The sequence below is a fragment of the Methylobacterium sp. CM6241 genome, assembly GCF_054817845.1.
The window spans coordinates 26,193-49,404 of record NZ_CM139246.1; the positions used below are offsets into that span (position 1 = coordinate 26,193).

Consider the following 23,212-nt stretch of genomic DNA (forward strand, 5'->3'; position numbering starts at 1 on the left):
GTCACTGTACCTGCGCGCTCGCCTTCACCCGCGCCTCGGCGGCCTCGATCGCCTCCGGGGTTCCGACATGGAGCCATTGGCCATCGAGGCGCAGGCCGAACAGCCGCTCCCTCTCGATGGCGCGGTCGAACAGCAGGTTGAGGGAGAACGAACCTTCCGGCGTGTCGGCGAAGAGCTCCGGCTTGAGGATGGCGACACCGGCATAGATGAAGGGCGCTACCTCGCGCTCGCCGCGACGCTGGAGCGCGCCACCGGCATTCATCACGAAATCACCCTTGCCCTCGTAGCCGAGGCTCGTCGCCGTCGGCGCGACGAGGAGCAGGATGTCCATCCGTTCCGGCTCCCAGGTTTCGAGGAGACGGCCGAGATTGGGCTTGGGCCCTTCGAGCCAGAACGAATCCGAATTGAGCACGACGAAGGGAGCGGCGCCGAGTAGCGGCAGCGCCTTCTTCACGCCGCCTCCGGTCTCGAGCAGCGCCTCGCGCTCGTCGGAGATCCGGATCGCCGGAGCGGTGCGGCGGCGGGCCAGATGCCCTTCGAGCAGGTCGGCGAGGTAGTGGACGTTGACCACCGCATCCATGATGCCGGCTTCCGCCGCCCTGTCCAACGCGTGGTCGAGCAGGGCGCGGCCGGCCACTTCGACCAGCGGTTTGGGCACCGTCGCCGTGATCGGACGCATGCGTTTGCCGAGGCCGGCGGCGAGGACGAAGGCCTGATTGATGGCGGGCACGGGGCTGTCGGACATTCCGTCGGCGTCTCGGGCGCGAGGGCTGTGGCATCGTCCCGGATGGGACATCCGGGGCGATGATCGCGAAGCACCAGCGGGTGCGGCGGCATCGTGGAGAACTCGCTCCCCGGGTCAAGCCCGAAAGCGCGGCCCCGCCCCCCCGGCTATCGGGCGGGAGCTACGTCAGGCCTCGCCTTCGTCCGGAGCCGCCTCGCTCACGAGATGCGGCAGGTGCTCCTGGTGCCAGAGGCGCAGGCGGGTGAGCGCCGGATGGGCGAGATTACGGGCGAGATAGCCCTCGATCCGCGGCAGATGCGCCAGATAGGCCGGCTTGCCGTCCCGCTTGTCGAGGCGGGCGAAGATGCCGAGGATCTTGGTGGCGCGCTGCGCCGCCATCACCGCATAGGCTCGCGCGAAGCCCTGCATGTCGAAATCGGGCTCGCGGTTGCGCCGCTCGCGCACATAGAGGCCGAGCAGGCGCAGCTCGAAATCCGCCGTGGCATCGACGCGGGCATCCTGCAGCAGAGAGGCGAGATCGTAGGCCGGGTGGCCGAGGACGGCATCCTGGAAGTCGATGACGCCGATGCGCTCCAGCCCCTCGCGGTCGGGCAGCCAGATCAGGTTCGGCGAATGATAGTCGCGCAGGGTCCAGGTCGGACGCTCCGGCTCGACCCCGCGCAGGACCTCGGCCCAGAGCGCCACGAATTCGGAGCGGGCGGGCGTGGGCAGCGAGGCACCCCGCACCGACGGGCAGTACCAGTCCGGCAGGAGTTCGGTCTCGAACAGCAGGGCTTCGAGATCGTAGGGAGGCAGGACGTGGTCGATGCCGTCGGCGACGGGGAGAACCCCGGGAAGCTCGGTGGCATGGAGCTTGGCCAGGAGGCGCACCGCCTCGGCGTAACGCTCGGGGCGCGGACCGTTGGCATCCACCACCGGTTCCGAGCCGAGATCCTCGATGATGAGCAGGCCTTCGTCGAGATCCTCGCCGTAGATGCGGGGCGCCGAGAAGCCGAGGGCGCGAAGGCCACGGTCGACGCCGACGAAGGCGTGGACGCTCTCGGCGAGCTTGACAATGGCGCTGTAGGGCTTGCCGTTGCGCACCGGCGGGCCATCGGGCCGGGCCGGGGAAATCATCAGCACGGCCTTGGTCCCATCCGGCTTCACCAGACGCTCATAGAGCCGAGAGGACGCATCACCCTGCATGAGAATGCGTTCCGCCTCGTCCCAGCCGCTGCGGTCGAGCAAAGCGCGCAGGGCGCGGGCGCGCTTCATGCGGGCGCGCATCTCGCCCTGGCCGTCGATGCGGGCCAAACGCGAGCCCTCGCCGAATTCCGGCCGCAGCGACAGGTCCACGGTCAGGATCGGGCCATCGCGCTGACCGAGGCGCTCGGGCCATTCCACCAGGGTGATCGCCGTATCGGTCATCTCGTCGAAGCCGAGCTCCACCAACTCGTCCGGACCGCGCAAGCGATAGAGGTCCGCATGGACGATCTGCCGGCCATTCTTCGCTTCGTAAGGCTGGATCAGGGTGAAGGTCGGGCTCGGCACTTCGAGTTCCGGATCGCCCGTGAGTTCGCGGATCAACGCCCGCGCCAGGGTGGTCTTGCCGCCACCGAGCCCTCCGGACAGCGCGACGATGTCGCCCGGCTGCAGGAATTCGGCGAGGAAGCGGCCGAGATCCTCCGTCGCGCCCTCGTCGGGGAGGACAAAGGCCCAGGCGGGTTTGGTCTCGCGCCGGGGCTCGCCCGAACCGTCCTCACTCACCGCCACATCCTCCGTCCGCACCATTCGCTAGACCGCCTCGACGCCGGACCATGGAATGGCCGGGACGCAAGGCAGGCTGCTCATCTAACGCGGGCATCCTTAAACAAAATCGTCACGCACCCTAAGGGGTGCCGCGCGTCCGGGCCAGCGGCGCAATCCGCGCGGCCGCGTTTTTACGAGGGATGACGCGGATGCGGCTACTCCGCCGCCGCGCGCTTGGGCTCCGGATTGTCCACGGGAAACGTGCAGGTCACGCGGGTGCCGCCACCGGGCTTGGAGGCGAGCTCTACCCGGCCGCCGTGGAGCTCAACGAAGGAGCGCACGATGGAGAGGCCGAGGCCGACTCCGCGATGACGGGTTCCCAGCGTGCGGCTCTCGAACCGGTCGAACACCCGCGCGGCGACGTCTTCCGGCATCCCGCGGCCCTCGTCGCGCACGGTGAGCGTGAGTTCCGACTCAGTCCGGCGGGCCGTCACCCGAACCAGTTGGCCGGGGGAGGAGAAACCAACGGCGTTCGAGAGCAGGTTGAACAGAATCTGCCGCACGCGCTTTCCGTCGGCGACGAAACTGCCGATGTCGTCGGGCATGTCGAGATCGAGGCTGATGGCGGATTCGGCGAGGCGATCCTCCAGGCCGCGAGTGGCCGCCTCTACGGTCGCCCGGACGTCGATGACTTCGCGGGCGAGTTCGAGCGAGCCGGCATCGATGGAGGCGAGATCGAGAATGTCGTTGATCATCACGAGCAACGCACCCGACGAGCGCATGATGTGGTCGGAATACTCGCGCTGGCGCTCGTTGAGCGCGCCCACGGTCTCGTCGCCGAGAAGCTGGGTAAAGCCGATGATGTTGGTGAGCGGCGAACGCAGCTCGTAGGAGACGTGGTGGACGAAGGTGTCGCGGAGCTGCGAGGCCCGTTCCAGGGCATCGTTCTTGTCGGTCAGTGCCCGTTCCACGTTCACGCTGGCCGTGACGTCGATGAGCGTGAGCAGCGTCGCTCCCTCCGGCAGAGGCTGTGCGGCGCAATCCAGTACCGTGCCATCCACGATCTCCAGACGACAGGTGAGGCCCGCCCGGCTCTCGAGGCCAGTGATGGCGCCACGGATGTCGAGCCAGGGCTCCTCGTCCGGCGAGAGCCTCCGGCAGACCTCGATCACCGCATCCACGCGCGGACGCTCGCCCAGGGTCTCCTGATCCAGGCGCCACAATGTCGAGAAGGCGCGATTGGCGAAAGTCAGGCGTCCGTCGGCGCCGAACACCGCCACCGGTTCCTTGAGCGTGTCCAGCGTCTCGGCCTGGACCCGCATCAGGGCGTTGTAGCGGGATTCGAGCTTCACGTTCTCGGAGACGTCGTCGAACAGGTAGGTCAGGCCACCCTGAGGGTTCGGGTCGGCGACGACGCGCAGCGAACGTCCGTCCGGCGGATGCCACCAGGTCTCACTGGCTTCGACGGCGCGGTAGGCGGCGAGCACGTCGGCCTTCCAGGCTCGGAAATCCGCCTGTTCGGGCAGTTTCCGGGCCGCGCGCAGATGGTCGAGGATCTCGCCGTCGAGGGGGCCGGAATCGAGGAACGCCTGATCGAGGCTCCAGAGCTGGCGATAGGCGGCGTTGTGGAAGATCAGCCGCTGGCGCGCATCGAACATCGCCACGGCGGTGGGGAGCTGGTCGAGGGTGCGGACATTGGCATCCATCTGGCGCTGCAGGTCGGCGCGGACGCTCTCGAGTTCTGAGACATCCACGGCGATTCCGACGCGGCCTGAATCGATGGCCGCCTCGGTGACGTCGAGGATGCGGCGCCCGCCGGCCACCACCGCCGAGAGTCGCTTTGCCGCCCTGCCCCCGGACGCGGTGCGGTCGCCCTCACCGCGGGCGATGAGATCCCGCGCCTGACGGTCGAGCAGTTCGATCCCCTCGGCGACCGCCGCCTCGCGGCTGCCGGCTTCGACGGCGGCGACATAAGCGGTGTTGACCCAGGCAAGGCCGCCGTCTCGGTTGCGCCGCCAGACCGGCTGGGGAATCGCGTCGAGCAGGTTCGCGAGGGCGGAGAGACCGCGCTTGGTCTCGTCGAGCGTTTCGCGCAATTCGGCGAGTTCGCGATGCTCCTCGGTGGTCTCGCGCAGGCGCAGCAGAGCGCGACCGGCCAGGGCCTGCCCGTGCGCGTCGACGATCCGCCCGGATTGGGCGCGGACGGTCATGCGGAACCCGGCGCCGCGTTCGCGCAGAGCGTCGAGAGACGCTTCGATGGCACCCGCATCCGCCGGCAGAAGCCATGTCCCGAAAGCCAGGATCAGCCCGGCGGGACCCGGTTTCACGCGGTTGCCGTCGAAGGCGAGGGTGAGGTCGCCCTCGATGACGGGCTCGCCACGCCCCGACCAGGTCACGATGACCTGCCGCTCGGCACCGAGCAGCATCTCGGCCCGGTCTTCGGAGCTGCGCAGGGTGTCGAGATCGGCGATGAGTTCGCGCTCACGCCGGGTCCAGCGTCCGCGCTCGCGCAGGTGCAGCAGGGACAGGATGGTCGCGAAGATGATCAGGCCGATGAGGATCGCGAGGCCGGTGGCATTGTGCATGTGCAAGGGTAGGCCGATCACCCACGAGGATTGGTCGCCGACATAGCCGGCTCCGAGCGTCGCGGCGGTAGGCGTCGGCATGGCCGTGCCCTCGCCGGACGCCGCCATGGCGTGACCGGCCACCATGACGCCCGCCGCCACACCGGCAGCGACAGAGACGACGGCAGCGCCGACACGCCCGTTCAGGCGTGCCGTTTCATCGACCCTCATGACACGTACCGCCCCTACGAACCGTCGCTGAGGCGCAGTTGCGCCCATCCCGCCAGACGCCCGAAAGGCGGCTGCGGGGTTACCTCCAGATGAGGAATCACCCCACACTAGCGCGAGCCGGAATCCTGCCGGAAGAGGGTTAAGCTTATCTTCACCATGTCGCCGATCGGTTGCCCGGCCATCGGCGCAGAAAGGACACACTTGTGCCACGGGTGCGCCATGGCCACCGCAGCGAAAAAAAAGCCCGGCGCGAGGCCGGGCTTTCTTCGATGTCGCTCACAAGGGCCCCGCAGCGCCGGCTCCCGGAAGCGGTGTCAGTAGCGGTAATGGTCGGGCTTGAACGGGCCGTTCTCGGAGACGCCGATATAGGCGGCCTGGTCGGGGCGGAGCTTCGAGAGCTTCACGCCGATCTTCTCGAGGTGGAGCATGGCGACCTTCTCGTCGAGGGCCTTCGGCAGGGTGTAGACCTGTTTCTCGTACTTGCCGGGGTTGGTCCAGAGCTCGATCTGGGCCAGCGTCTGGTTCGTGAACGAGGCGGACATCACGAAGGACGGATGGCCCGTGGCGTTACCGAGATTCACCAGGCGTCCCTCCGACAGGAGGATGATGCGGTGGCCATCGGGGAAGGTGATCTCGTCCACCTGCGGCTTGATGTTCGACCATTGCATGTTCTTCAGGCCGGCGACCTGAATCTCGTTGTCGAAATGGCCGATGTTGCAGACGATGGCCCGGTCCTTCATCGCCCGCATGTGGTCGAGGGTGATGATGTCCTTGTTGCCGGTCGCCGTCACGAAGATGTCGGCGCGGGGCGCGGCATCTTCCATCGTCACGACCTCGTAGCCTTCCATGGCGGCCTGAAGGGCGCAGATCGGATCGACTTCCGAGACCAGCACGCGGCAGCCGGCATGGCGCAGCGAAGAGGCCGAGCCCTTGCCGACATCGCCGAAGCCCGCGACCATGGCGACCTTGCCGGCCATCATCACGTCGGTGCCGCGGCGGATGCCGTCGACCAGCGATTCACGGCAGCCATAGAGGTTGTCGAACTTCGACTTGGTGACGGCGTCGTTCACGTTGATCGCCGGGAAGAGCAGCTTGCCCTCCTTGGCGAGATTGTAGAGGCGGTGCACGCCCGTGGTGGTCTCTTCCGAGACGCCCTTGATCGAATCGGCGAGGCCGGCGAACCAGCCCTTGGGCTTTTCGGCGAGCTTCTTCTTCAGGAGCGCGAAGAAGATCTCTTCCTCTTCCGACTCGGGCTTGTCGAGGAAGGCGGTGTCGCCGTTCTCGGCGCGGAGACCCAGATGGACGAACATGGTGGCGTCGCCGCCATCGTCGAGGATCATGTTCGGCATCGAGCCGTCATGCCAGTCGAACAGCTTGGAGGTGTAATCCCAGTACTCGGTGAGCGTCTCGCCCTTGATGGCGAAGACCGGGATGCCGGCGGCCGCGATGGCGGCGGCGGCATGGTCCTGCGTCGAGTAGATGTTGCACGAGACCCAGCGGATGTCGGCGCCGAGCGCCTTCAGGGTCTCGATCAGCACGGCCGTCTGGATGGTCATGTGCAGCGAGCCGGCGATCTTGGCGCCCTTCAGCGGCTGCGACGGACCGTATTCCTCGCGCGTCGCCATCAGGCCCGGCATCTCGGTCTCGGCGATGGAAATTTCCTTGCGGCCGTAATCGGCCAGACCGATGTCCTTGACGATGTAATCCTGGGCCATGGGGTCGCTTCTCCGTCTCTCGCTTCGTTATGGCGAGGCCTATAGCAGGCGAACCGGCGCGAAGCAATCAAGACATAAAGATGTCTTTATACGTGTTCCAGGCTGCGTCGGTTTGGAATCAGGATAGCGGGACGGGAAGGAGAAAGCAGATGGGACGCTTCACCGACGAGATGCGCGCGCGCCTGCCGGCCGGCTTCACGCTGCAGCCGGAGATCGCCTCGCTGTTCGACTGGATCGAGGAGCGGGGCCTTCTGCACGAAAGCCAGCGTGTGCCCGGAGATGTGTTCGGGACGCTTCAGCCGCTGGAGGCGCCTTACCGCGGCGCGGTCGTTCTGTTCCGGGTCGAGCGTGAGGACGAGGCCCGCTCCTATGCCGAGGGCTGGTTCGGAAACCCGGACACTGCCGCGCGCCTGATCCCCTTCGCACGGACCGGCGCGGACGGTTCCTACGCGGCTTTCTGGCTCGATGACGACGGATATCAGCGCATCGTCCATCTCGGTTCCGAGGGAGATGGGCTCTGCGTGCTCGGACGGACCCCGCTCGATTTCCTGCGGCTTCTGGCCATCGGGCACAACGAGTTGGGGACCGGGCTCGCGCATCCCGAGGCGGAGCCGGAGGACGAACCGGATTACGAGATGGAGGCCGACAATCCTCCCTTCCGGGATTGGCTGACGACGACCTACGGCGTGACGATACCCAGAACGGTCTCGGAGATCGTGCCGACACCGCAGGACAGTTTCGCCAAGGCGAGCGACGACCCGTTCTCGCAATGGGTTCGCCGATTGCAGGAAGCCAGGGACGGGTCCGCCCCGCCCAGCCCCTGATTCGCCCTGAGGCCTGCCTAATCTCAGGCCGCCTGACGGGGCTCTTCCACGAGTTCGTCGGCGGGGCCGAAGAACTCGAACCGCACCCGCTCGGCCGGAACGCCATTCCGGGCGAGACCGTGGACGAGGGAGGCGAGGAACGGCTTGGGGCCGCAGAGATAGTAGGTCGCCTCGGTGAGCGGAGTCTCCCGTGCCAGCCAATCCGCCGTGATCAGGCCGTCGGCATCGTAATCGATGCCCTGGCGGTCTCCGTCCTCCGGCACGGCGTAGAACGTCCGGACCCCGATGTTCGGCGCTCGGGCCGCCAAGCCACGGACATGCTCGCGCATCGCATGAAAACGCCCGCTGATGGAGCCGTGGACGTACCAGACCGGCCGGTCTGCCCCTGTCTCGACCAGCGTTTCCAGCATGCTCAGCATCGGCGTGAGGCCGACACCGCCGCTGACGAGGACGACGGGGGCGGTCGTTGAACGGTCGAGGAAGAAATCGCCGGCGGGGGGCGCCAGGCGCAGGGCAGTGCCCGGCTTTGCCTCTGCATGCAGCCAGTTGGAGACGATCCCCGCCGGTTCGCCCGGCCGCTCTTCACGCTTGACCGTGATGCGGTAGGCCCGCTCGTTCGGCGCACAGGAGATCGAGTAGTTGCGCTTGAGCACGCCCTGCCCGGGTAGGTCGATGAGCATGCCGAGATACTGGCCGGGCTCGTGACGCAGGACCGGCCCGCCATCGCGCGGCACCAGCACGAAGGACCGGATCGTCTCGCTTTCCTCAGTCACCGATTCGACGACGAAGTCGCGCCATCCGTTCCAGCCGCCGGGCTTGTGTGCGAGGTCGCGCGCGATCTCCGCCTCGCGGCCGATCAGGATATTCGCCAGGAACCAGTAGGCCTCCCCCCATGCGGCGCAGATCTCCGCCGTGGCGGCATCACCGAGCACGTCCTGGATCGCACCGAGGAGCGCGTCCGCGACGAAGGGATAATGTTCCGGCAGGATGTTCAGGGCGACATGCTTCTGGGCGATCCGCTCGACCGCGCCACTCAGCGCGCCGAGATCGTCGATGTGGCGCGCATAGGCGAGCACCGCCAGGGCCAGCGCCTTCGGCTGCGAACCGGTCTCGCCGTGATGCGACTGGTTGAACAGGTCGCGCATCGCCTCGTCCCTGAACAGGCGCTCGTACATCCGCTTCGTGATGGTGAGCCCATGGGCTTCGAGGGCCGGAACGGTGGCCTTGATGAGGGCGATGGTGGCGGGCGTCAGGGGCTGGGACAAGGACAGGCTCCAAAGGTTCATTTCATATAAACCTTATCGCCGATGTGTTTTAGAAGATGCAAGCGGAATGTATCTTTAAAACCCTGTAGGAGGGTGGAATGCGCCTCACCCGCTACACCGACTACGCCCTGCGCACCTTGATCTATCTCGGGCTGAACGAGAGCCGGGTGAGTTCGATCGCCGAGATCGCACGCGCCTACGGGATCTCGGAAAGCCATCTGACGAAGGTGGTGCATCAGCTCGGCCGGATCAGCCTCGTCCAGACCACGCGCGGTCGCGGCGGCGGCCTGCGGCTCGCCCGTCCCGCAGCCGAGATCGTGGTCGGCGCCGTGGTGCGGCAGACGGAAGAGGATCTGGCCCTCGTCGAATGCTTCGCGAACGGAGCCTGCGCGATCACCCCGTCCTGTCGACTCCGGAAGGCGCTGGGCGAGGCCCTCGCCGCCTTCCTCGAGGTGCTGGACCGGTACACGCTGGCCGATCTTCTCGCGGAGGACGCCGCGCCCGATCTCGCCTTCCTCCTCGGCCTGCCCGCGCCGGGCGTGATCGCGCCGCCGACGGTCGAAGCGACCGCGCCGGTCCCTCCTGCGCGCGGTCGATGAACCTCAGCCCTCGTCGCGCAACTGCCGCCGGATGATCTTGCCCGAGGTCGTCATCGGCAGGGAGTCGCGGAACGCGATCTCGCGCGGATATTCGTGGGCCGAGAGACGCGAGCGGACGAAGGCCCTGATCTCGTCGGCCAGGGCGTCGCTCGCGGCGATCCCTTCACGCAGGACCACGAAGGCCTTGACGATTTCGGTGCGGAGCGGGTCTGGCTTGCCCACCGCCGCCGCGGAAGCGACGGCCGGATGGCGCAGGAGGCAATCCTCGATCTCCACCGGGCCGATGCGGTAGGCCGCCGAGGTGATGAGGTCGTCCTCGCGGCCGATGAAATGGACGTAGCCGTCCGCATCCCGCCGGGCGGTGTCCCCGGTGAGCATCCATTCCCCGCGAAACTTCGCGGCGGTCGCCTCCGGCTGGTTCCAGTAGCCGAGGAACATCACCGGGTCGGGCCGGGCGACGCAGATCTCGCCGGGCTCGTCGATGGCCGTCTCGCTGCCGTCGGCGCGCTGGATCATCACCCGGTGGCCGGGCACCGGCCTGCCGGTGGAGCCGGCGCGCGCGATGCCGGCCGTCTTGCAGGAGGCGAGGACGAGGTTGCACTCGGTCTGGCCATAGGCCTCGCCGATGGTGAGGCCGAGTTCGCCACGGACCCATTCGAAGGTCTCGGGGCCGAGAGCCTCGCCGGCCGAGGCGATGTTGCGGAGCCGGGACAGATCGAAGCGTCCGCGCGGGTCGGGCACGCCGCGCAGCATCCGCAGGGCGGTAGGCGGCAGGAAGGTCGTGGTGATGCCGAGTTCGGCGATGAGCGCCAGGGCCGTCTCCGGCGCGAACCGCGCGGTGGCCCGCGCCACCACCGGCACGCCGTAATGCAGGCTCGGCAGGACCGCGTTGAGGAGACCACCCGCCCAGGCCCAATCGGACGGCGTCCACATCAGGTCGCCGGGTTTGGGGGGGAAGTCGTGCATCATGGCAAAGCCCGGCAGATGGCCGAGAAGCACGCGATGGGCGTGCAGGGCCCCCTTAGCGAGACCGGTGGTGCCGGAGGTGTAGATCATCAGGGCCGGATCGTCGGCCCGGCTGTCGATGGCCGTGAAGCGGTCCTGAGCGGAGGCGATCAGATCGGCATAGGCGAGGGCTCCGCCGACGGCACCGTCGAGGCAGATGAGATGGGCCAGAGCCGGGAGGGCATGGCGGATGCCCTCGATCTTCGCCAGTCCGGCCGCATCGGTGATGAGCGCGGCGGCGCCGGAATCCGACAGGCGGTATTCCAGCGCCTCCGGGCCGAACAGGCCCGCCAGCGGCAGGGCGATGGCGCCGAGCTTGTAGGCGGCGGCATGGGCGACCACGACGGCGGCCGATTGTGGCAGAAGCACACCGATGCGGTCGCCGGGGCGCAGGCCGAGCCCAACGAGGGCTTGCGCGAGGCGGTTCGACGCCTCGCGCAAGCCTCCGAATGTCGTCGTCGTCACCGCCCCCGACGACGAGACGTCGTGGATCGCCGCGCGTCCCGGCTCGATCCCGGCCCAGCGGTCGCAGACATCGACGCCGATATTGAACCGCTCGGGGATGTCCCAGGCGAAGCCCGACACCAGGGCATCGTAATCGGAAGCCGGTTTCAGCACGGCGAAGACCTCACGCCGCAGTGGGTTTGAATCCGCCGGCGAACACGAAATCCGTGATCGGACGACGGCCGGTCGGGCTCTCCTTCGCCGTCTGCTCCTCCGTGAGATTGCCCGCTTCGATCATACGGCCGACGCCGTAGGCGGCCTCGACCCGATAGGTCTCCGGCACATTGAGGGCCGTGATCGTGCGCTCCCGGTCGAACCCGGTCATTCCGTGCGCGTGCCAGCCCTGGCGGATCGCCTGGAGCTGGAAATTCGCCGAGGCCGCGCCGGCATCGAGGGAATGGCTCCAGGACGGCTTGAGCTCGTCGCCGACCTTCATTTGCGTATTCGACACCAGGATCACGATGGCGCCGGTATCCTTCACCCATTTCTGGTTGCCGGGCACGATCAGGTCGAAGAAAACCTGCCAATCGGGCGTGTCGCGCAGGGCGTAGAGGAAGCGCCAGGGCTGCGAGTTATACGCGGACGGCGCCCATCGGGCGGCCTCGAACATCCGCAGCAATTCCGCTTCCGGCACGGCCTCGCCGGTGAAGGCGCGGGGCGAGCGACGCTCGACGAAGAGCGGATCGATCTCATGGTCGGTCTGACGAGGCGGCAAGGCTATCTCCGAACGTGACGACCCCACCTGGCGCCATCGGCCGGCAGGGGACTCCTAGCGAGATGCACGAGGTCGGGTGCAAAGCGCAAATGCCCCTTGCGCATCCGGCTTCCGGCAATGTGGAAATTTCCCCGGGATTGCATGCAAGATCGTTCGAATTTGAACGATCTTTTTCAAGGGGGTTCAGCACTGTTAGGGATCATAATGCGTATTGGCGTTATTATCGACGTGACGATGCGACCGAACGGCAATGTCGAGGTTGAAGACGGTGCTGTCTGAGGCTTGGACGACAATGAATTCGGGGCGAACGACTTTGAGCCGTGGGCGGATCGCGTGAGTGAAAGACCGGTACGCCGGCTTAGTGCAGACGGAACTCTGGCACCCGATTTTCCCGGTGCCGGTAAAGACATGCGCCTGCTTAGCGCCATCGATCGGCAGTTGCGTGCCAGGACCCTCAAACTCGCCTTCGAATCCGAGCTCGAAGCACGTTTCGAGTACGACACGCGCGAGAAGCGCGTCCGGGACATCCGTTACACGATCGTCCTCGGCATGGTGGTCTTCCACGTCTACAACGTCGCGGGTTTCGTGACGACGCCGGACCTCGCCCTCCTCAATGTCGGGTTGCGGGTCCTGGCGATGACGCCGCTGGCTCTGCTGATCATCTGGGCGGTAGGGTGGGTCAGTGGTCCGGTCCGCGAAGCCATTGGCGGAATCGGCATGCTCGCGGCCACCGGTATCCCCATCCTGATTTTCTGGATGGGAACGGGTCCGCTGGTCTCGCTGACCACGGCGACGATCTGGCTCAGTGTGCTCTTCGCCAACATCACCCTGCCGCTGCGGTTCTTCTGGGCCTGCTTCCTGTCGGGTATCACGGCCATCGCGGTGGCGGCGGGACTGTATCTGAAGCCGGACATCGCAGCGCCGGTGGGCGGCGTCCTCGGCCTCGACATGATGACGGGCATCCTCTTCAGCCTCGTCGCCACCTACAAGATCGAAGCCGCGAACCGGCGTGACTACCTGGTCAACCTGCGCGAGAGCTTGCGCGCCAAGCGCCTGGCCGAGGACAACACGACCCTCGCTCATCTTTCCACCACCGATCCGCTCACCGGCATCGCCAATCGGCGCGCTTTTGCGCGCGAGCTCTCCGAGTTCTGGGAAGCGAGCCTCGGAGGCCGGCATTTCGCCGTGATGCTGATCGACGTCGATTATTTCAAGCTGTTCAACGACCATTACGGCCACGGCGCCGGCGATACGTGCCTGCGTGAAGTGTCCGCCCTGCTGGCGAAGACGGCTGCGGGGTCGGGTGCGTTCGTCAGCCGCTATGGTGGCGAGGAATTCGCAGTCCTGATGCACACCAGCGATCCCGACGAGGCCTATGGGGTCGCGGAACGGTTCCGCCGCAGCATCGCGGAGAAGGGCCTGATTCACGGAAACCGGAACGATCACCTCGGCTTCGTCAGCGTCAGCATCGGCGTGGCGACGAGCTGCGGCCACGCCGCCACGGCCGTAGCGCTGGTCGAAGCGGCCGACATGGCTCTCTACGAGGCAAAAGGCACCGGCCGGAATCGAACCTGCCACAGCGGTAAGAACGGCAACGGCGAAGGAGGCCCGACGAGATACGTGGCGGCCGCGCAGTGGAGCGCCACCGAAAGACAGCCGGTCGCCAAAACCGGCTGAGCGGCAAGCATCTCTGTCGGGGCTGAGGCAGCGGTCTCAGAGCGAGCCGACCGGAAATCCGTACCGGTCCCGTCCCACGACAGGACGAGACCGGCGGGAACTGAGCGTGAGTTAATCGACGACCTTCGCCGTGGGACGGTCGTTGCCCTGGGCTGTTTCGTCGTGCCAGTCGCCCTTGCCGTCCTGGTAGCGGATACCCTCGGTGGAGCCCGGCACTTGCTGTTCGGCAGCGGCGGCCTGGGCGGCCTGCAGCGCTTCGTCGTGGCTCGGGAAGGTCTCGGAGAAAACGTCGCCGACCTTGTAGGCGAAGCCGCCATCGTGCTCGACGATGCGATAGGTGATCTCGGACATGCTGGTTCCTCCTCGAGGCGCCGACATTTTGGCGCCAAGTGCTTGGCATGGCGAACGGAGCGGGGCTGTCCCAGGTTCCGTCCCCAAGTTCCGTCCCCAGCTTCCGTCGCGGCTCAGTGACGGGTGGCTGGAGCCTGCGTCATGCGAGAAACGGCCGCCTCGCAACCGGCGATCAACGAACCGCGCACATCGCCGGAATCGTAGCCGGCACCATCCGGGAAGGCCATGATATGCGTGACGTCGTCCCCCTCACGATGGATATGGCCGAGCCAGCCCTCGGCGACACGCTCGAAGCGCACCTCGAAACGCGCGCCGTCATGCTCGAATTCATGAGGGTCCATCTGTTTCTTCCTTTCGAGCCGCAGGAGGACGGCGCATCGGACGATGCCTCGCCGGATGTGGGAAGCCGGGCTATGGCGTCAAAGACCGACTGAAAAGGAAATCGGCGATGCGCCTGAACCTGACTGCAGCCTTCCTCCTGACGATCTTGGCCGGCCCATCGGCCTGGGCGCAATCCGGCGGAAGCCTGTTCGGAAGCCCCGAGCGCGTACCGGCCAACCCCTTCGCGTCGAACTATCCGTCCGCGGCTCCTTCACGTTCCGATGGGGTCTACGAACGCTCGTCGCGCGGAGGCACGAGACGACAAGCCGCACGCCCGCGGCGGGTCGAGCCGCTTCGCCCGCCCCGCGACATCCCGCAATGATCTCGGGCCTCGGGCATCAGCTCTGACTCAGCTCACCGGCGATGGCAGTGACGATGCGAGGATCGTTGGGTTCCACCGACGAGGGATAGGCGCCGACGAGGCCGCCATCACGGCCGATCAGGTATTTGTGGAAGTTCCAGTTCGGTGTCGAACCGGGCTTCTCGGCGGCGGCCCAGCGATAGAACGGGTGGGCCTGCGGCCCGCGCACATGGGTCTTGGCGGCGACCGGAAACGTGACGCCGTGATTCCGGCGGGCGGCCTCGGCGACGGCGATTCCATCGAGAGGCTCCTGGTTGCCGAAATCCGGCGACGGCACGGCGATCACCGTGAGGCCGCGCCCGCCGAAGCGCGTCCACAAAGCCTGAAGCCCCGAGAATTGCCCGGCAAAGCCGCAGGCGGTGGCGGTGTTGACGATGAGGATCGGCTTGTCCGCGAAATCCTTGAGAGCGATCAGCCCGCCTTCCGGTTTCTCGAAGGCGAAGGCCCTCGCATTGCCCTCGCTGGTCGCGGCGCGCGCACCGGTTGCGATGACGCTGCCGAGAAGAAACAGGGCCTGTCGGCGAAGTAGGGTCATCGGGGGTCGCTCCCTGGGCGGACAGAGGCTGGAATCGGCCCGCTTCCGCCCTGACGAAAACTAGTCCGGCGATCCGGACTGTCCACTATCGGGTGCATCGCGGGTGGAACCTTTCGCAAGGGCTCAGCTTGAGCGAGGACCGAGTTCGACCACCGAACCCAGAGCGGAAAGACACGCCCCTATGCGCATCCTGTTGCTTGCAGCGACCCTCGCAACGCCCCTCGTCTTCGCTGGAGCGTCGATTGCCGGTGCTCAGACGGCGGATCCGCAGAATGCGGGCTCGGCTCCGGCTCCGGCGGCCCCCGCCACTCTCAACAACGACCTGCGTCCGACCTTCGTCGCACAGGCGCCGTCCGACCGGGTCACCTCCAAGCTGATCGGCCTGACCATCCAGAACGGCGCCAACGAGACGATCGGCGAGATCGCCGACATCGTTCTCGATGAGAGCAGCACGATCAAAGCCTGGGTCGTCGGCGTCGGCGGATTCCTCGGCATCGGCACGAAATACGTGGCCGTGGATCCGAGCGCCCTGAAGCTCGCCCGAGTCGACGACAAGGCGATGAAGGCGACGATCGACACCAACAAGGATCAGCTCCGCGCCGCGCCGGAATATGTCTATCTCGGTCAGGCCAAGCCCAATTCCGGCGACACCAAGTCGACGGAGACGAGGGCGCCCGACGCCAAGCCGGCGGAAACCAAGACGGCTCCCTGACGCCGAAGGCACGCCGGCATAGCGTGCCTTGGAGCCGTGGCGATGTAACGAGAAGGGCGGCCGAGACAGTGATGTCCCGGCCGCCCTTCTCGTTACCCGATCGGAAGAACCTTGAAGATCAATCTCGGTTTCCGAGAGCCTCGCGCACGGTGCTGGCGACCGCGTCGTTTCTGACCTCGTTCGTCACGTAGACGTCGTCATGGCCGTCCTCGATCACCTCGGGCAGAGGGTCGCGCGGCGCTTCGTTGGCGAAGACGATCCGCAGGTCGGGCCGAAGGGCGCGCGCTTCGAGGACAAGCTTGGTCGAACACAACTCGCCCTTGAGGCTGATATCGGTGACGAGCACGTCGACCGGGAGGCCAAGGGCCAGAACCGTCATCGCATCGACGCCGGAATCGACGGTCGTGGCGGCGTATCCGGCACGCCGGATCTGCGATGCCACCTCGTCGCGCCAGTGCTTCTGTCGTCCAGCGATCAGAACCTGAACGCCGTAGGCTCCACCGGTGGAAGCCGTCGGTTCCATGGTCGAAACTCCTCGTTTCCGCCTGGGCGCGCCTGGATCGGCTCAAGCCGGTTCCAGCACGTATCTTCTGTGCGACGCGTCATCGTAGGACACGTTTGCACTGCAGGACAAGGCGTCCGCAGATGTCCGTCGCGTCGGATACAGGAAATCCCCGAGGAGCTTGACTGTTCCCTCGAAAGCGCCCGCCGGTGTTGACGTGGCGGCGGTGGGCGATGCAACACCGCCGCGCCGCCAGAGAATCGATAGCGGCGGATTGCCGGAGCCCGACCGACTGATGTCATCCGCCAAAACTCCCCCCGTCTCGCCCCTCGCACCGAAATCCGTGCCGGACCTGCCGCCCATCGCCGGCGTCGGCATCGCCACCGCGCAGGCGGGCATCCGCTATTCCGGGCGCACCGACGTGCTCTATCTGGCGTTGCAGCCGGGGACACAGGCGGCGGGCGTGTTCACCCGCTCGAAATGCCCCTCCGCACCGGTGGATTGGTGCCGCGAAGCCCTGGCGAAGGAAGGCGCCCGCGCCCTCATCGTCAATTCCGGCAATGCCAATGCCTTCACCGGAGCGCGTGGACGGGACGCCGTGGAACTCACCGCGAAGATCGGTGCCGAGGCGGCGGGATGCCGGCCCGACGAGGTCTTCATCGCCTCCACCGGCGTCATCGGCGAGCCCCTCGACGCGACCAAGTTCGAAGGTGTGCTGAGCGATTGCGCGGCCCGGACCGAGACCGGCCCAGCGGCCTGGGCGGCGGCGGCGCAGGCGATCATGACCACCGACACTTTCCCCAAACTCGGCACGCGCACAGCGACGATCGACGGGACAACGGTGACGATCAACGGCATCGCCAAGGGCGCGGGCATGATCGCCCCCGACATGGCGACGATGCTGAGCTTCGTCTTCACCGACGCGGCCCTGCCGCAGGTCGTGCTCCAGACCCTTCTGAGCGCCGGCACGCAGACGAGTTTCAACTGCGTGACGGTGGATGGCGACACCTCCACCTCCGACACGCTGATGCTGTTCGCCACCGGAGCCGCCGGCAACGCACCCGTGACCGATCCGGGCGACGCCCGCCTGTCGGGCTTCCGCGCGGCGCTGGACGATCTGCTCATCGAGCTGGCGCAGCTCGTCGCCAAGGATGGCGAGGGCGCGCGCAAGTTCGTCACCGTCAACGTGAAGGGCGCGACGAACGATGCCTCGGCCCACCGCATCGCCATGTCCATCGCCAATTCGCCCCTGGTGAAGACGGCCATTGCCGGGGAGGATGCCAATTGGGGCCGCGTCGTCATGGCGGTGGGCAAGGCCGGGGAGCCCGCCGACCGCGATCGCCTCGCGATCTGGTTCGGCGACGTCCGCGTCGCCCGCGAGGGCGCCCGCGACCCGGATTACAGCGAGGCGGCAGCGAGCGCCGTCATGCGCGAATCGGACGTCGCCGTGACGGTCGATCTCGGCCTGGGCCATGGCACGGCGCGGGTTTGGACCTGTGACCTGACCAAGGGCTATATCGAGATCAACGGGGATTACCGTTCATGAGCCGCTCGTCCGAGCGCGCTCCGCGCCGATTCCGGATCGCCGTCGCATCCGTTCTGCTCGCCGCCCTGGCGCTTCCCGCATGGGCGGACGAGCACGACAAGCGTGAGAGCCGCATCGTCGTCACCGGCCGCGCCCGCGCCGAGACACCACCGGATTTCGCCTCGGTTGAGATCGGGATCGAAGCCAAGGGCGCGACGCCTGCTGCCGCCCTCGACGGAGCGAGCAACGTCGCCCGCGCGCTCATCACGCTGTCGGCCGGGTTTGGCGTCGGCGAGAGCGATATCGGCACGACGGCGGTCATCCTCACCCAGGCGACGCGGGAGGTACGCCAGCCCGACGGCAGCACTACCGAGAAGCCGGACGGCTACCGCGCCGCCAACAGCGTGCGGGTGCGCCTCTCGGATATGGGCAAGCTCGGCGAGCTGATGCGCAAAGCCCTTGATGCCGGCGCCAACCGGATCGAGGGCGTGGCGTTCGGCCTGAAGGATCCGAATGCGGCGGAGGCCTCCGTACAGGTGGCGGCCATGAAGGATGCGATGGCGCAGGCCGGACGCCTCGCCGAGGCCGCCGGCGTGAAGCTCGGAGCGCCCCTGTCGATCCAGACGACGCCCCAGGGCGGCGGCATGCCGATGGCGATGGCGGCGGCCCCGATGCGGTCCAAGCGCTCCGGCGTGCCGGTGCCGCTGGCGGCGGGCACGATCGAGACGAGTGCCGAGGTCTCGGCCAGCTTCGCGATCCTGCCGTGACACAAGACTCCGCCGTGACGCCGCCTCCGTTCCGCATCCTCCTCGTGGTGGCGGTCGCCCTGGTGGATACGGATGGCCGCGTTCTCCTGGCCCAGCGCCCGGAGGGCAAGCAGCTCGCCGGTCTCTGGGAGTTCCCGGGCGGCAAGGTCGAGCCGGGAGAGCGGCCGGAGGAGACCCTGATCCGCGAATTGCGCGAGGAGATCGGGATCGAGGTGAAGGAGGCCTGTCTTGCTCCGCTGACCTTCGCGAGCCACGCCTATCCCGACTTTCACCTGCTGATGCCGCTCTATGTCTGCCGCCGCTGGGAGGGCATGGCCCGTTCCATGGAGGGGCAGGCGCTGAAATGGGTGCGCCCGCGCGAACTCAAGGACCAGCCGATGCCGCCCGCCGATGCGCCGCTGATCCCGTTCCTGGTCGATCTCCTCGGACCTTGATGGCTGCACCCTGCCGCCACAGGTTGTCCGTCGGAGGCGGGAGACGGAAAGCATGGCGCGCAAGGCAGCGGTAAAGACGGCCCCCAAGCCGAGCGCGGTCGCGGCGGAGAAGCCGAAGCGCGTCACGCGCAAGACCACGCCGTCGCCCGAGACCTTGGCGCCGCTGGGGCTCGACCGATTGATCGGCCTCGTCCTCGACGAGACCGCGCGCAATCCCGCCTTCAAGAAGCTCGTCACCGCCGCGATCGCCGGATTGCAGGGACCCGATGCCGTCGCCGCCCTGATCGACAGACGGTTGACCGCCCTCGAACGGGCCCACGGTTACATCGACTGGCAGAAACGGCGCAGCTTCGCCGCCGATCTCGACGCCACGATCTCCACCATCGTCTCGGAACTGGCTCCTCTCGACGTGGATTCCGCCCTGAATCGGTTGATCCGTTTCCTGGGCGGGGCGCAGGGCGTGCTGGAGCGCGTCGACGATTCCAGCGGTCAGGTGGTGGGCGTCTACGAACGGGCGGCGCATGCCGCCGCCGATCTGGCGCTTCGGCTCCCTCCGGCCGAGACCGCCCGATTGGCCGTGAAACTGGTGCCGCTCCTCGAGACGGACGGGTTCGGCATCCTCGATGCCCTGCTGCTCACGGTGGTGGAGGGCCTGCCCGATACCGCTTTGGAGCCGGTCGACGCGGCCCTCGCATCGGCGACACCGCCGGAACCGAAGGGATCGGGCAAGCCGGCAACCCGCTCGGCCGCCTTCAGCACGCAGGGCTGGGACCGGAAGATGGAGCGCATGCGCCTGCTGCGGATGCGCCAGGCCCTCGCCGACCGGCGCGGCGACGTCGAGGCTTTCATCGCCCTGGAACAGGCGATGTCCCCCGACCATCCCAACACGATGGCCGTAGCGGAGCGTCTGCTCTCGGCGAACCGCGCCGCCGAGGCGCTCGACTGGATCGGACGGCCGCAGAAACGCGGAATCGTCGTCGTCACCCGCGAGCAGATGCTGACGGGAAGCTTCGACCCGGACGCGCCCCAGCGTGAGCGGGCCTCCCTCGAAATCCGCATCCTCGACGCTCTCGGCCGCAGGGACGAGGCACAGGCGAAGCGCTGGGCCTGTTTCGAAGCCCGTCTCGACCGCGAGATGCTGCGCGACTACGTCGCCAAGCTTCCCGATTTCGAGGACGAAGAGGCGCTGGAGCGCGCCTTCGACCATGCGGCGTCTCACGACGACCCCTACCGCGCCCTGCATTTCCTCGTGCATTGGCCCAAGCTCGATCGCGCCGCGCGCCTCGTCATCGACAAGGCCGCGACATGGGACGGCAACCGCTATGAGATCCTCGCTCCCGCGGCCGAGGCTCTGGAAGAGGCGAGCCCGAAGGCGGCGAGCCTGCTCTACCGCTGCATGATCGACGACATGCTGAGCAAGGGCCGCTCCAGCGCCTACGGTTACGGCGCACGCCACCTCCTGACCCTCGATACCCTGGCGCAGCGCCTCGAACCGGGCGACCTCACGCCGGACCACGCCGCCTATCGCGACGCGTTACGCAAGGCGCACGGGCGGAAATCGGCCTTCTGGGAGAAGGCCGGACAATCCCGCGTATGACGGAACTCAGCCCACCTCGATGGCGTCGACCCTGTCCGGATAGAAGGCGAGATGATCCTTGATTTCGGCGACGGCGGGAAACGGAGTCTCGTAGCTCCAGACCGCGTCGGCCCGAACCGTGTCGCCGACCGTCAGCGTGTAGTAGCTGGCCTCGCCCTTGTAGGGGCAGTGGCTCCTGCGCGCCGAGCGGGTGAAATGCTCCCAGCGCGCATCGGCGCGGGGCAGGTAATAGACCGGCCCGTAGCTCGCCTCGTGGAGGACGAGGGCAGCTCCCGATTCCGCGATCACCGTTCCGTCTAGGATGACGCGGACGCGCAGAGGGCTCGTCTCGATGGTGATGGGATGGTCCGGGCCGGGCTGTTTCATCATCGTCTCCTCAGGAATCGCTGGTTGTGCCGGGCGTGATCTCGGGAACGCCCAGGGCGTCGGCGAGACGGGACTTGGCGCTGCCGGGCTTGAGCGGCTTCTGCTGGCTCTCATGCGGCGCCCAGCCGGAAAGCCACAGGATCTCGAACGTCGCCCTCAGGCGCCCGTCGGAATCGGCGAACCGCTCGGCATAGATCGCGGCCATCCGCATCAGGGTGTCTCGGCGCAGAGGCGTGCGGCGGCGCTCGGTCAGCACGTTGGTGAGGCCCATGGCGCGCAGGTCGCGCATCAGGGCGAAGGGATCGGCGTAGCGCACGGTTATCGCGTCGACATCCGTCACCGGCAGGGCGAAGCCGGCGCGCTGGAGCAGGCTGCCCATCTCGCGCACCTCGGCGAAGGGCGCCACGCGCGGACTGATTCCGCCTTCGATCTCGGCCTCGGCCTGTCCGAAGGACTGGCGCAGTTCGGTGAGGGTGCGCCCGCCGAGGAGACAGCCGACGAACAGCCCGTCGGGCTTCAACACCCGCCGCAGCTGGGCCAGCGCACCCGGCAGATCGTTGACGTGCTGCAGGGCCAGTAGCGACAGGGCGAGATCGAAACGGGAAGCCGCCAGCGGCAGCGCTTCCGGATCGCCGACGGCGAGGCCGAGACCATCGCCGGCCTCGGCCAGTGGCGCCACACGGGTGACGGCGCCGACGCGGCCGGAGCGCAGAAGATGGCGGGCGGGGGCGGAACTCGGCGTCCCGAGGTCGAGCGCCTCGGGAAAGGGGCGCAGCACCGCGGCGAGACGATCGTCGAGATCCTCGGCGAGTCGCGCCAGCAGGAAATCGGCATAGCCCGCACGGGTGGCGCGCAGGAGGCGGAGACGGGCAAGGGCCGTATCGAAGAGGGGCGGTGGGCTGGTCATCTCGCTCCTATAGCTGGCGCGAAAACGTGATCCTGCCAGCCGGAACGGGGCAGAGCGGCGGGAGGTTGGCGCATCATAACGGAAACCGGAGACCGGATTCATGATTCGACTTCTGACGGGAATCGCCTTGTCCACCCTCACGGCCCTCTCGCTGAGTGGGGCCGCCGAAGCCAAGGGCTGCATCAAGGGCGCGCTCGTGGGCGGCGTCGCCGGCCATATGGCCGGACACGGCAAGATGGGGGCGGCAGCCGGCTGCGCCATCGGCCACCACAGGGCCAGCAAGAAGGACAAGCAGCAGAATCAGGGCCAGCAGCCCGCGGCACAGTAAGGCGCCGCTTTCCGGACGTCGCTTCGCCGGGACAATGTTGCGTAAGGTCTTCGCGAAGCGACGAACTGGACCTAAGCACGCATTATGGTGTCCGCCGCCCAATTTCTTCGGCGAGGTGTCCGTTCGATCTCGGCGGGCGCCCTCGGCCTGATCTACCCGCCGACCTGCGCCGGCTGCGGCGCCGCCACCGCCGATCCGCATGCTTTGTGCCCCCGCTGCTGGTCGAGCCTGCGCCTCATCGAACAGCCCTATTGCCCGCGCCTGGGCACGCCGTTTCCCGTCGATCTGGGGCTCGGCCCTCTCTTGTCCCCGCGCGCCATCGCCGATCCCCCCGTCTTCGGGCGGGCCAGGGCCGTCGCGCTTTACGACGATGTGGCGCGCGATCTCGTTCACCGCCTGAAATACGAGGACCGGCTCGATCTCGCCGCCCCCATGGCGCGGATGATGGCATCGGCGGGCGCCGAATTGCTGCGGGAGGCCGATTGCCTCATTCCCGTGCCGCTGCACTGGACCCGGCTGTGGCGCCGTCGTTTCAACCAGGCCGCCCTCCTCGGCCGCGGTATCGGCCGCATTGCGTCCCTGCCCTGCGAGACCTCGCTTCTCGCCCGGGTGAAGGCGACGCGCTCGCAGGTCGGGCTCAGCCGCGCGGCGCGGGCGACGAATCTCCAGGGCGCGTTCCGGGTCCCCGCATCGGCGAAGCCCAGGCTCCAGGGGCGAAGAATCCTACTCATCGACGATGTCACGACCACCGGCTCCACCGCCAATGCCGCATCGCGGGTGCTCTTGCGGGGAGGAGCGGCTTCAGTGGATGTCCTCACCTTCGCCCTGGTCGCAGCCGAGGCAGGCTGAGCCAACAAACCGACCTCCGCCCTTG

Annotated in this window: 24 protein-coding genes; 11 read left to right on the forward strand and 13 right to left on the reverse strand. The window is 67.5% G+C overall.

Annotated elements, in window-relative coordinates:
- Position 1: 1 nt before the first annotated feature.
- From ACYQR9_RS00095 to ahcY, 4 genes are all read right to left on the reverse strand, one after another.
- Positions 2-745: a nucleotidyltransferase family protein gene (locus tag ACYQR9_RS00095; RefSeq protein ID WP_461228313.1), complete on the reverse strand. Its 744-nt coding sequence runs from the start codon at positions 743-745 to the stop codon at positions 2-4.
- Positions 746-910: 165 nt separating this feature from the next.
- Positions 911-2,515 (reverse strand): tRNA (adenosine(37)-N6)-threonylcarbamoyltransferase complex ATPase subunit type 1 TsaE, encoded by a 1,605-nt coding sequence (gene tsaE / locus ACYQR9_RS00100; protein ID WP_461228314.1) that lies wholly within the window; start codon positions 2,513-2,515, stop codon positions 911-913.
- Positions 2,516-2,688: 173 nt separating this feature from the next.
- A complete protein-coding gene (locus ACYQR9_RS00105) occupies positions 2,689-5,268 on the reverse strand; it encodes an ATP-binding protein (RefSeq protein ID WP_461228315.1) in 2,580 nt (859 codons plus the stop codon).
- A 314-nt stretch (positions 5,269-5,582) separates the two neighbouring features.
- Positions 5,583-6,983: an adenosylhomocysteinase gene (gene ahcY / locus ACYQR9_RS00110; protein WP_207413157.1), complete on the reverse strand. Its 1,401-nt coding sequence runs from the start codon at positions 6,981-6,983 to the stop codon at positions 5,583-5,585.
- A gap of 149 nt (positions 6,984-7,132) precedes the next feature.
- Here ahcY and ACYQR9_RS00115 point away from each other — a divergent pair, with 149 nt between their 5' ends.
- On the forward strand, positions 7,133-7,807 hold the full coding sequence (locus ACYQR9_RS00115) for a hypothetical protein (protein ID WP_461228316.1): 675 nt from the start codon (positions 7,133-7,135) through the stop codon (positions 7,805-7,807).
- A gap of 23 nt (positions 7,808-7,830) precedes the next feature.
- Here the strand turns inward: ACYQR9_RS00115 and hmpA are convergent, their stop codons facing one another.
- Complete coding sequence (gene hmpA / locus ACYQR9_RS00120; RefSeq protein ID WP_461228317.1) at positions 7,831-9,072, reverse strand: NO-inducible flavohemoprotein; 1,242 nt, start codon at positions 9,070-9,072, stop codon at positions 7,831-7,833.
- Positions 9,073-9,170: 98 nt separating this feature from the next.
- Between hmpA and ACYQR9_RS00125 the strand changes: the two genes are divergently transcribed.
- Entirely contained in the window at positions 9,171-9,671 is a 501-nt protein-coding gene (locus tag ACYQR9_RS00125) for an Rrf2 family transcriptional regulator (RefSeq protein WP_207413154.1), read from the forward strand.
- A 3-nt stretch (positions 9,672-9,674) separates the two neighbouring features.
- Here ACYQR9_RS00125 and ACYQR9_RS00130 read toward each other — a convergent pair whose 3' ends face one another.
- Both ACYQR9_RS00130 and ACYQR9_RS00135 read right to left on the reverse strand, forming a co-directional pair.
- Positions 9,675-11,294, reverse strand: a complete 1,620-nt coding sequence (locus tag ACYQR9_RS00130) for an AMP-binding protein (RefSeq protein WP_461228318.1) — start codon at positions 11,292-11,294, stop codon at positions 9,675-9,677.
- A 10-nt stretch (positions 11,295-11,304) separates the two neighbouring features.
- Positions 11,305-11,895 carry a nitroreductase family protein gene (locus ACYQR9_RS00135; RefSeq protein ID WP_210348604.1) on the reverse strand — a complete coding sequence of 197 codons (591 nt, stop codon included), beginning with the start codon at positions 11,893-11,895 and terminating at the stop codon, positions 11,305-11,307.
- A 408-nt stretch (positions 11,896-12,303) separates the two neighbouring features.
- Here ACYQR9_RS00135 and ACYQR9_RS00140 point away from each other — a divergent pair, with 408 nt between their 5' ends.
- The gene (locus ACYQR9_RS00140) at positions 12,304-13,572 is read left to right on the forward strand and encodes a GGDEF domain-containing protein (protein WP_461228319.1); all 1,269 of its coding nucleotides are present in this window, start codon (positions 12,304-12,306) and stop codon (positions 13,570-13,572) included.
- Between the two features lie 111 nt (positions 13,573-13,683).
- Here the strand turns inward: ACYQR9_RS00140 and ACYQR9_RS00145 are convergent, their stop codons facing one another.
- Both ACYQR9_RS00145 and ACYQR9_RS00150 read right to left on the reverse strand, forming a co-directional pair.
- Positions 13,684-13,923 carry a hypothetical protein gene (locus ACYQR9_RS00145; protein ID WP_018042095.1) on the reverse strand — a complete coding sequence of 80 codons (240 nt, stop codon included), beginning with the start codon at positions 13,921-13,923 and terminating at the stop codon, positions 13,684-13,686.
- Positions 13,924-14,036: 113 nt separating this feature from the next.
- Entirely contained in the window at positions 14,037-14,264 is a 228-nt protein-coding gene (locus ACYQR9_RS00150) for a hypothetical protein (protein WP_056429065.1), read from the reverse strand.
- Positions 14,265-14,371: 107 nt separating this feature from the next.
- Between ACYQR9_RS00150 and ACYQR9_RS00155 the strand changes: the two genes are divergently transcribed.
- Positions 14,372-14,626, forward strand: coding sequence for a hypothetical protein (locus tag ACYQR9_RS00155; protein WP_056453908.1), 255 nt, complete (start codon positions 14,372-14,374; stop codon positions 14,624-14,626).
- Between the two features lie 16 nt (positions 14,627-14,642).
- Here the strand turns inward: ACYQR9_RS00155 and ACYQR9_RS00160 are convergent, their stop codons facing one another.
- A complete protein-coding gene (locus ACYQR9_RS00160; protein ID WP_461228320.1) occupies positions 14,643-15,200 on the reverse strand; it encodes a glutathione peroxidase in 558 nt (185 codons plus the stop codon).
- Between the two features lie 181 nt (positions 15,201-15,381).
- On the opposite strand from ACYQR9_RS00160, the gene ACYQR9_RS00165 reads away from it, so the two are divergent.
- Positions 15,382-15,912, forward strand: a complete 531-nt coding sequence (locus ACYQR9_RS00165) for a PRC-barrel domain-containing protein (protein ID WP_056429055.1) — start codon at positions 15,382-15,384, stop codon at positions 15,910-15,912.
- 118 nt (positions 15,913-16,030) lie between these two features.
- Here ACYQR9_RS00165 and ACYQR9_RS00170 read toward each other — a convergent pair whose 3' ends face one another.
- Positions 16,031-16,435 carry a response regulator gene (locus ACYQR9_RS00170; RefSeq protein ID WP_056429052.1) on the reverse strand — a complete coding sequence of 135 codons (405 nt, stop codon included), beginning with the start codon at positions 16,433-16,435 and terminating at the stop codon, positions 16,031-16,033.
- 274 nt (positions 16,436-16,709) lie between these two features.
- Between ACYQR9_RS00170 and argJ the strand changes: the two genes are divergently transcribed.
- Genes argJ through ACYQR9_RS00190 form a run of 4 tightly spaced genes read left to right on the forward strand, consistent with a single transcriptional unit; the run spans position 16,710 to position 20,737 of the window.
- Positions 16,710-17,960 carry a bifunctional glutamate N-acetyltransferase/amino-acid acetyltransferase ArgJ gene (gene argJ / locus ACYQR9_RS00175; RefSeq protein WP_461228321.1) on the forward strand — a complete coding sequence of 417 codons (1,251 nt, stop codon included), beginning with the start codon at positions 16,710-16,712 and terminating at the stop codon, positions 17,958-17,960.
- On the forward strand, positions 17,957-18,706 hold the full coding sequence (locus tag ACYQR9_RS00180; RefSeq protein ID WP_461228322.1) for an SIMPL domain-containing protein: 750 nt from the start codon (positions 17,957-17,959) through the stop codon (positions 18,704-18,706). Before argJ ends, ACYQR9_RS00180 begins: the two co-directional genes overlap by 4 nt.
- Complete coding sequence (mutT, locus tag ACYQR9_RS00185; RefSeq protein WP_244478083.1) at positions 18,703-19,140, forward strand: 8-oxo-dGTP diphosphatase MutT; 438 nt, start codon at positions 18,703-18,705, stop codon at positions 19,138-19,140. Before ACYQR9_RS00180 ends, mutT begins: the two co-directional genes overlap by 4 nt.
- Positions 19,141-19,192: 52 nt before the next feature.
- Complete coding sequence (locus ACYQR9_RS00190) at positions 19,193-20,737, forward strand: DUF6880 family protein (protein ID WP_461228323.1); 1,545 nt, start codon at positions 19,193-19,195, stop codon at positions 20,735-20,737.
- A 6-nt stretch (positions 20,738-20,743) separates the two neighbouring features.
- On the opposite strand, the gene ACYQR9_RS00195 is transcribed toward ACYQR9_RS00190, so the two are convergent.
- On the reverse strand, positions 20,744-21,103 hold the full coding sequence (locus ACYQR9_RS00195; protein WP_461229694.1) for a DUF427 domain-containing protein: 360 nt from the start codon (positions 21,101-21,103) through the stop codon (positions 20,744-20,746).
- Positions 21,104-21,113: 10 nt separating this feature from the next.
- A complete protein-coding gene (locus ACYQR9_RS00200; protein ID WP_461228324.1) occupies positions 21,114-22,010 on the reverse strand; it encodes a methyltransferase domain-containing protein in 897 nt (298 codons plus the stop codon).
- Between the two features lie 100 nt (positions 22,011-22,110).
- Between ACYQR9_RS00200 and ACYQR9_RS00205 the strand changes: the two genes are divergently transcribed.
- Together ACYQR9_RS00205 and ACYQR9_RS00210 are read left to right on the forward strand one after the other, a co-directional pair.
- Complete coding sequence (locus ACYQR9_RS00205; protein WP_461228325.1) at positions 22,111-22,338, forward strand: hypothetical protein; 228 nt, start codon at positions 22,111-22,113, stop codon at positions 22,336-22,338.
- A gap of 84 nt (positions 22,339-22,422) precedes the next feature.
- Positions 22,423-23,187, forward strand: a complete 765-nt coding sequence (locus ACYQR9_RS00210) for a ComF family protein (protein WP_461228326.1) — start codon at positions 22,423-22,425, stop codon at positions 23,185-23,187.
- The last annotated feature ends 25 nt before the right edge of the window (positions 23,188-23,212 follow it).

What these genes read in the sequence shown, in the direction of transcription:
- ACYQR9_RS00195 (WP_461229694.1), bottom strand. Translation starts at nt 21,103, where the DNA reads ATGAAACAGCCCGGCCCGGACCATCCCATCACCATCGAGACGAGCCCT.
- ACYQR9_RS00210 (WP_461228326.1), top strand. Translation starts at nt 22,423, where the DNA reads ATGGTGTCCGCCGCCCAATTTCTTCGGCGAGGTGTCCGTTCGATCTCG.
- ACYQR9_RS00145 (WP_018042095.1), bottom strand. Translation starts at nt 13,923, where the DNA reads ATGTCCGAGATCACCTATCGCATCGTCGAGCACGATGGCGGCTTCGCC.
- ACYQR9_RS00140 (WP_461228319.1), top strand. Translation starts at nt 12,304, where the DNA reads ATGCGCCTGCTTAGCGCCATCGATCGGCAGTTGCGTGCCAGGACCCTC.
- tsaE (WP_461228314.1), bottom strand. Translation starts at nt 2,515, where the DNA reads ATGGTGCGGACGGAGGATGTGGCGGTGAGTGAGGACGGTTCGGGCGAG.
- ahcY (WP_207413157.1), bottom strand. Translation starts at nt 6,983, where the DNA reads ATGGCCCAGGATTACATCGTCAAGGACATCGGTCTGGCCGATTACGGC.
- ACYQR9_RS00190 (WP_461228323.1), top strand. Translation starts at nt 19,193, where the DNA reads ATGGCGCGCAAGGCAGCGGTAAAGACGGCCCCCAAGCCGAGCGCGGTC.
- argJ (WP_461228321.1), top strand. Translation starts at nt 16,710, where the DNA reads ATGTCATCCGCCAAAACTCCCCCCGTCTCGCCCCTCGCACCGAAATCC.
- ACYQR9_RS00160 (WP_461228320.1), bottom strand. Translation starts at nt 15,200, where the DNA reads ATGACCCTACTTCGCCGACAGGCCCTGTTTCTTCTCGGCAGCGTCATC.
- ACYQR9_RS00150 (WP_056429065.1), bottom strand. Translation starts at nt 14,264, where the DNA reads ATGGACCCTCATGAATTCGAGCATGACGGCGCGCGTTTCGAGGTGCGC.
- ACYQR9_RS00095 (WP_461228313.1), bottom strand. Translation starts at nt 745, where the DNA reads ATGTCCGACAGCCCCGTGCCCGCCATCAATCAGGCCTTCGTCCTCGCC.
- ACYQR9_RS00165 (WP_056429055.1), top strand. Translation starts at nt 15,382, where the DNA reads ATGCGCATCCTGTTGCTTGCAGCGACCCTCGCAACGCCCCTCGTCTTC.
- ACYQR9_RS00180 (WP_461228322.1), top strand. Translation starts at nt 17,957, where the DNA reads ATGAGCCGCTCGTCCGAGCGCGCTCCGCGCCGATTCCGGATCGCCGTC.
- ACYQR9_RS00200 (WP_461228324.1), bottom strand. Translation starts at nt 22,010, where the DNA reads ATGACCAGCCCACCGCCCCTCTTCGATACGGCCCTTGCCCGTCTCCGC.
- ACYQR9_RS00125 (WP_207413154.1), top strand. Translation starts at nt 9,171, where the DNA reads ATGCGCCTCACCCGCTACACCGACTACGCCCTGCGCACCTTGATCTAT.
- ACYQR9_RS00170 (WP_056429052.1), bottom strand. Translation starts at nt 16,435, where the DNA reads ATGGAACCGACGGCTTCCACCGGTGGAGCCTACGGCGTTCAGGTTCTG.
- ACYQR9_RS00155 (WP_056453908.1), top strand. Translation starts at nt 14,372, where the DNA reads ATGCGCCTGAACCTGACTGCAGCCTTCCTCCTGACGATCTTGGCCGGC.
- ACYQR9_RS00205 (WP_461228325.1), top strand. Translation starts at nt 22,111, where the DNA reads ATGATTCGACTTCTGACGGGAATCGCCTTGTCCACCCTCACGGCCCTC.
- ACYQR9_RS00115 (WP_461228316.1), top strand. Translation starts at nt 7,133, where the DNA reads ATGGGACGCTTCACCGACGAGATGCGCGCGCGCCTGCCGGCCGGCTTC.
- ACYQR9_RS00105 (WP_461228315.1), bottom strand. Translation starts at nt 5,268, where the DNA reads ATGAGGGTCGATGAAACGGCACGCCTGAACGGGCGTGTCGGCGCTGCC.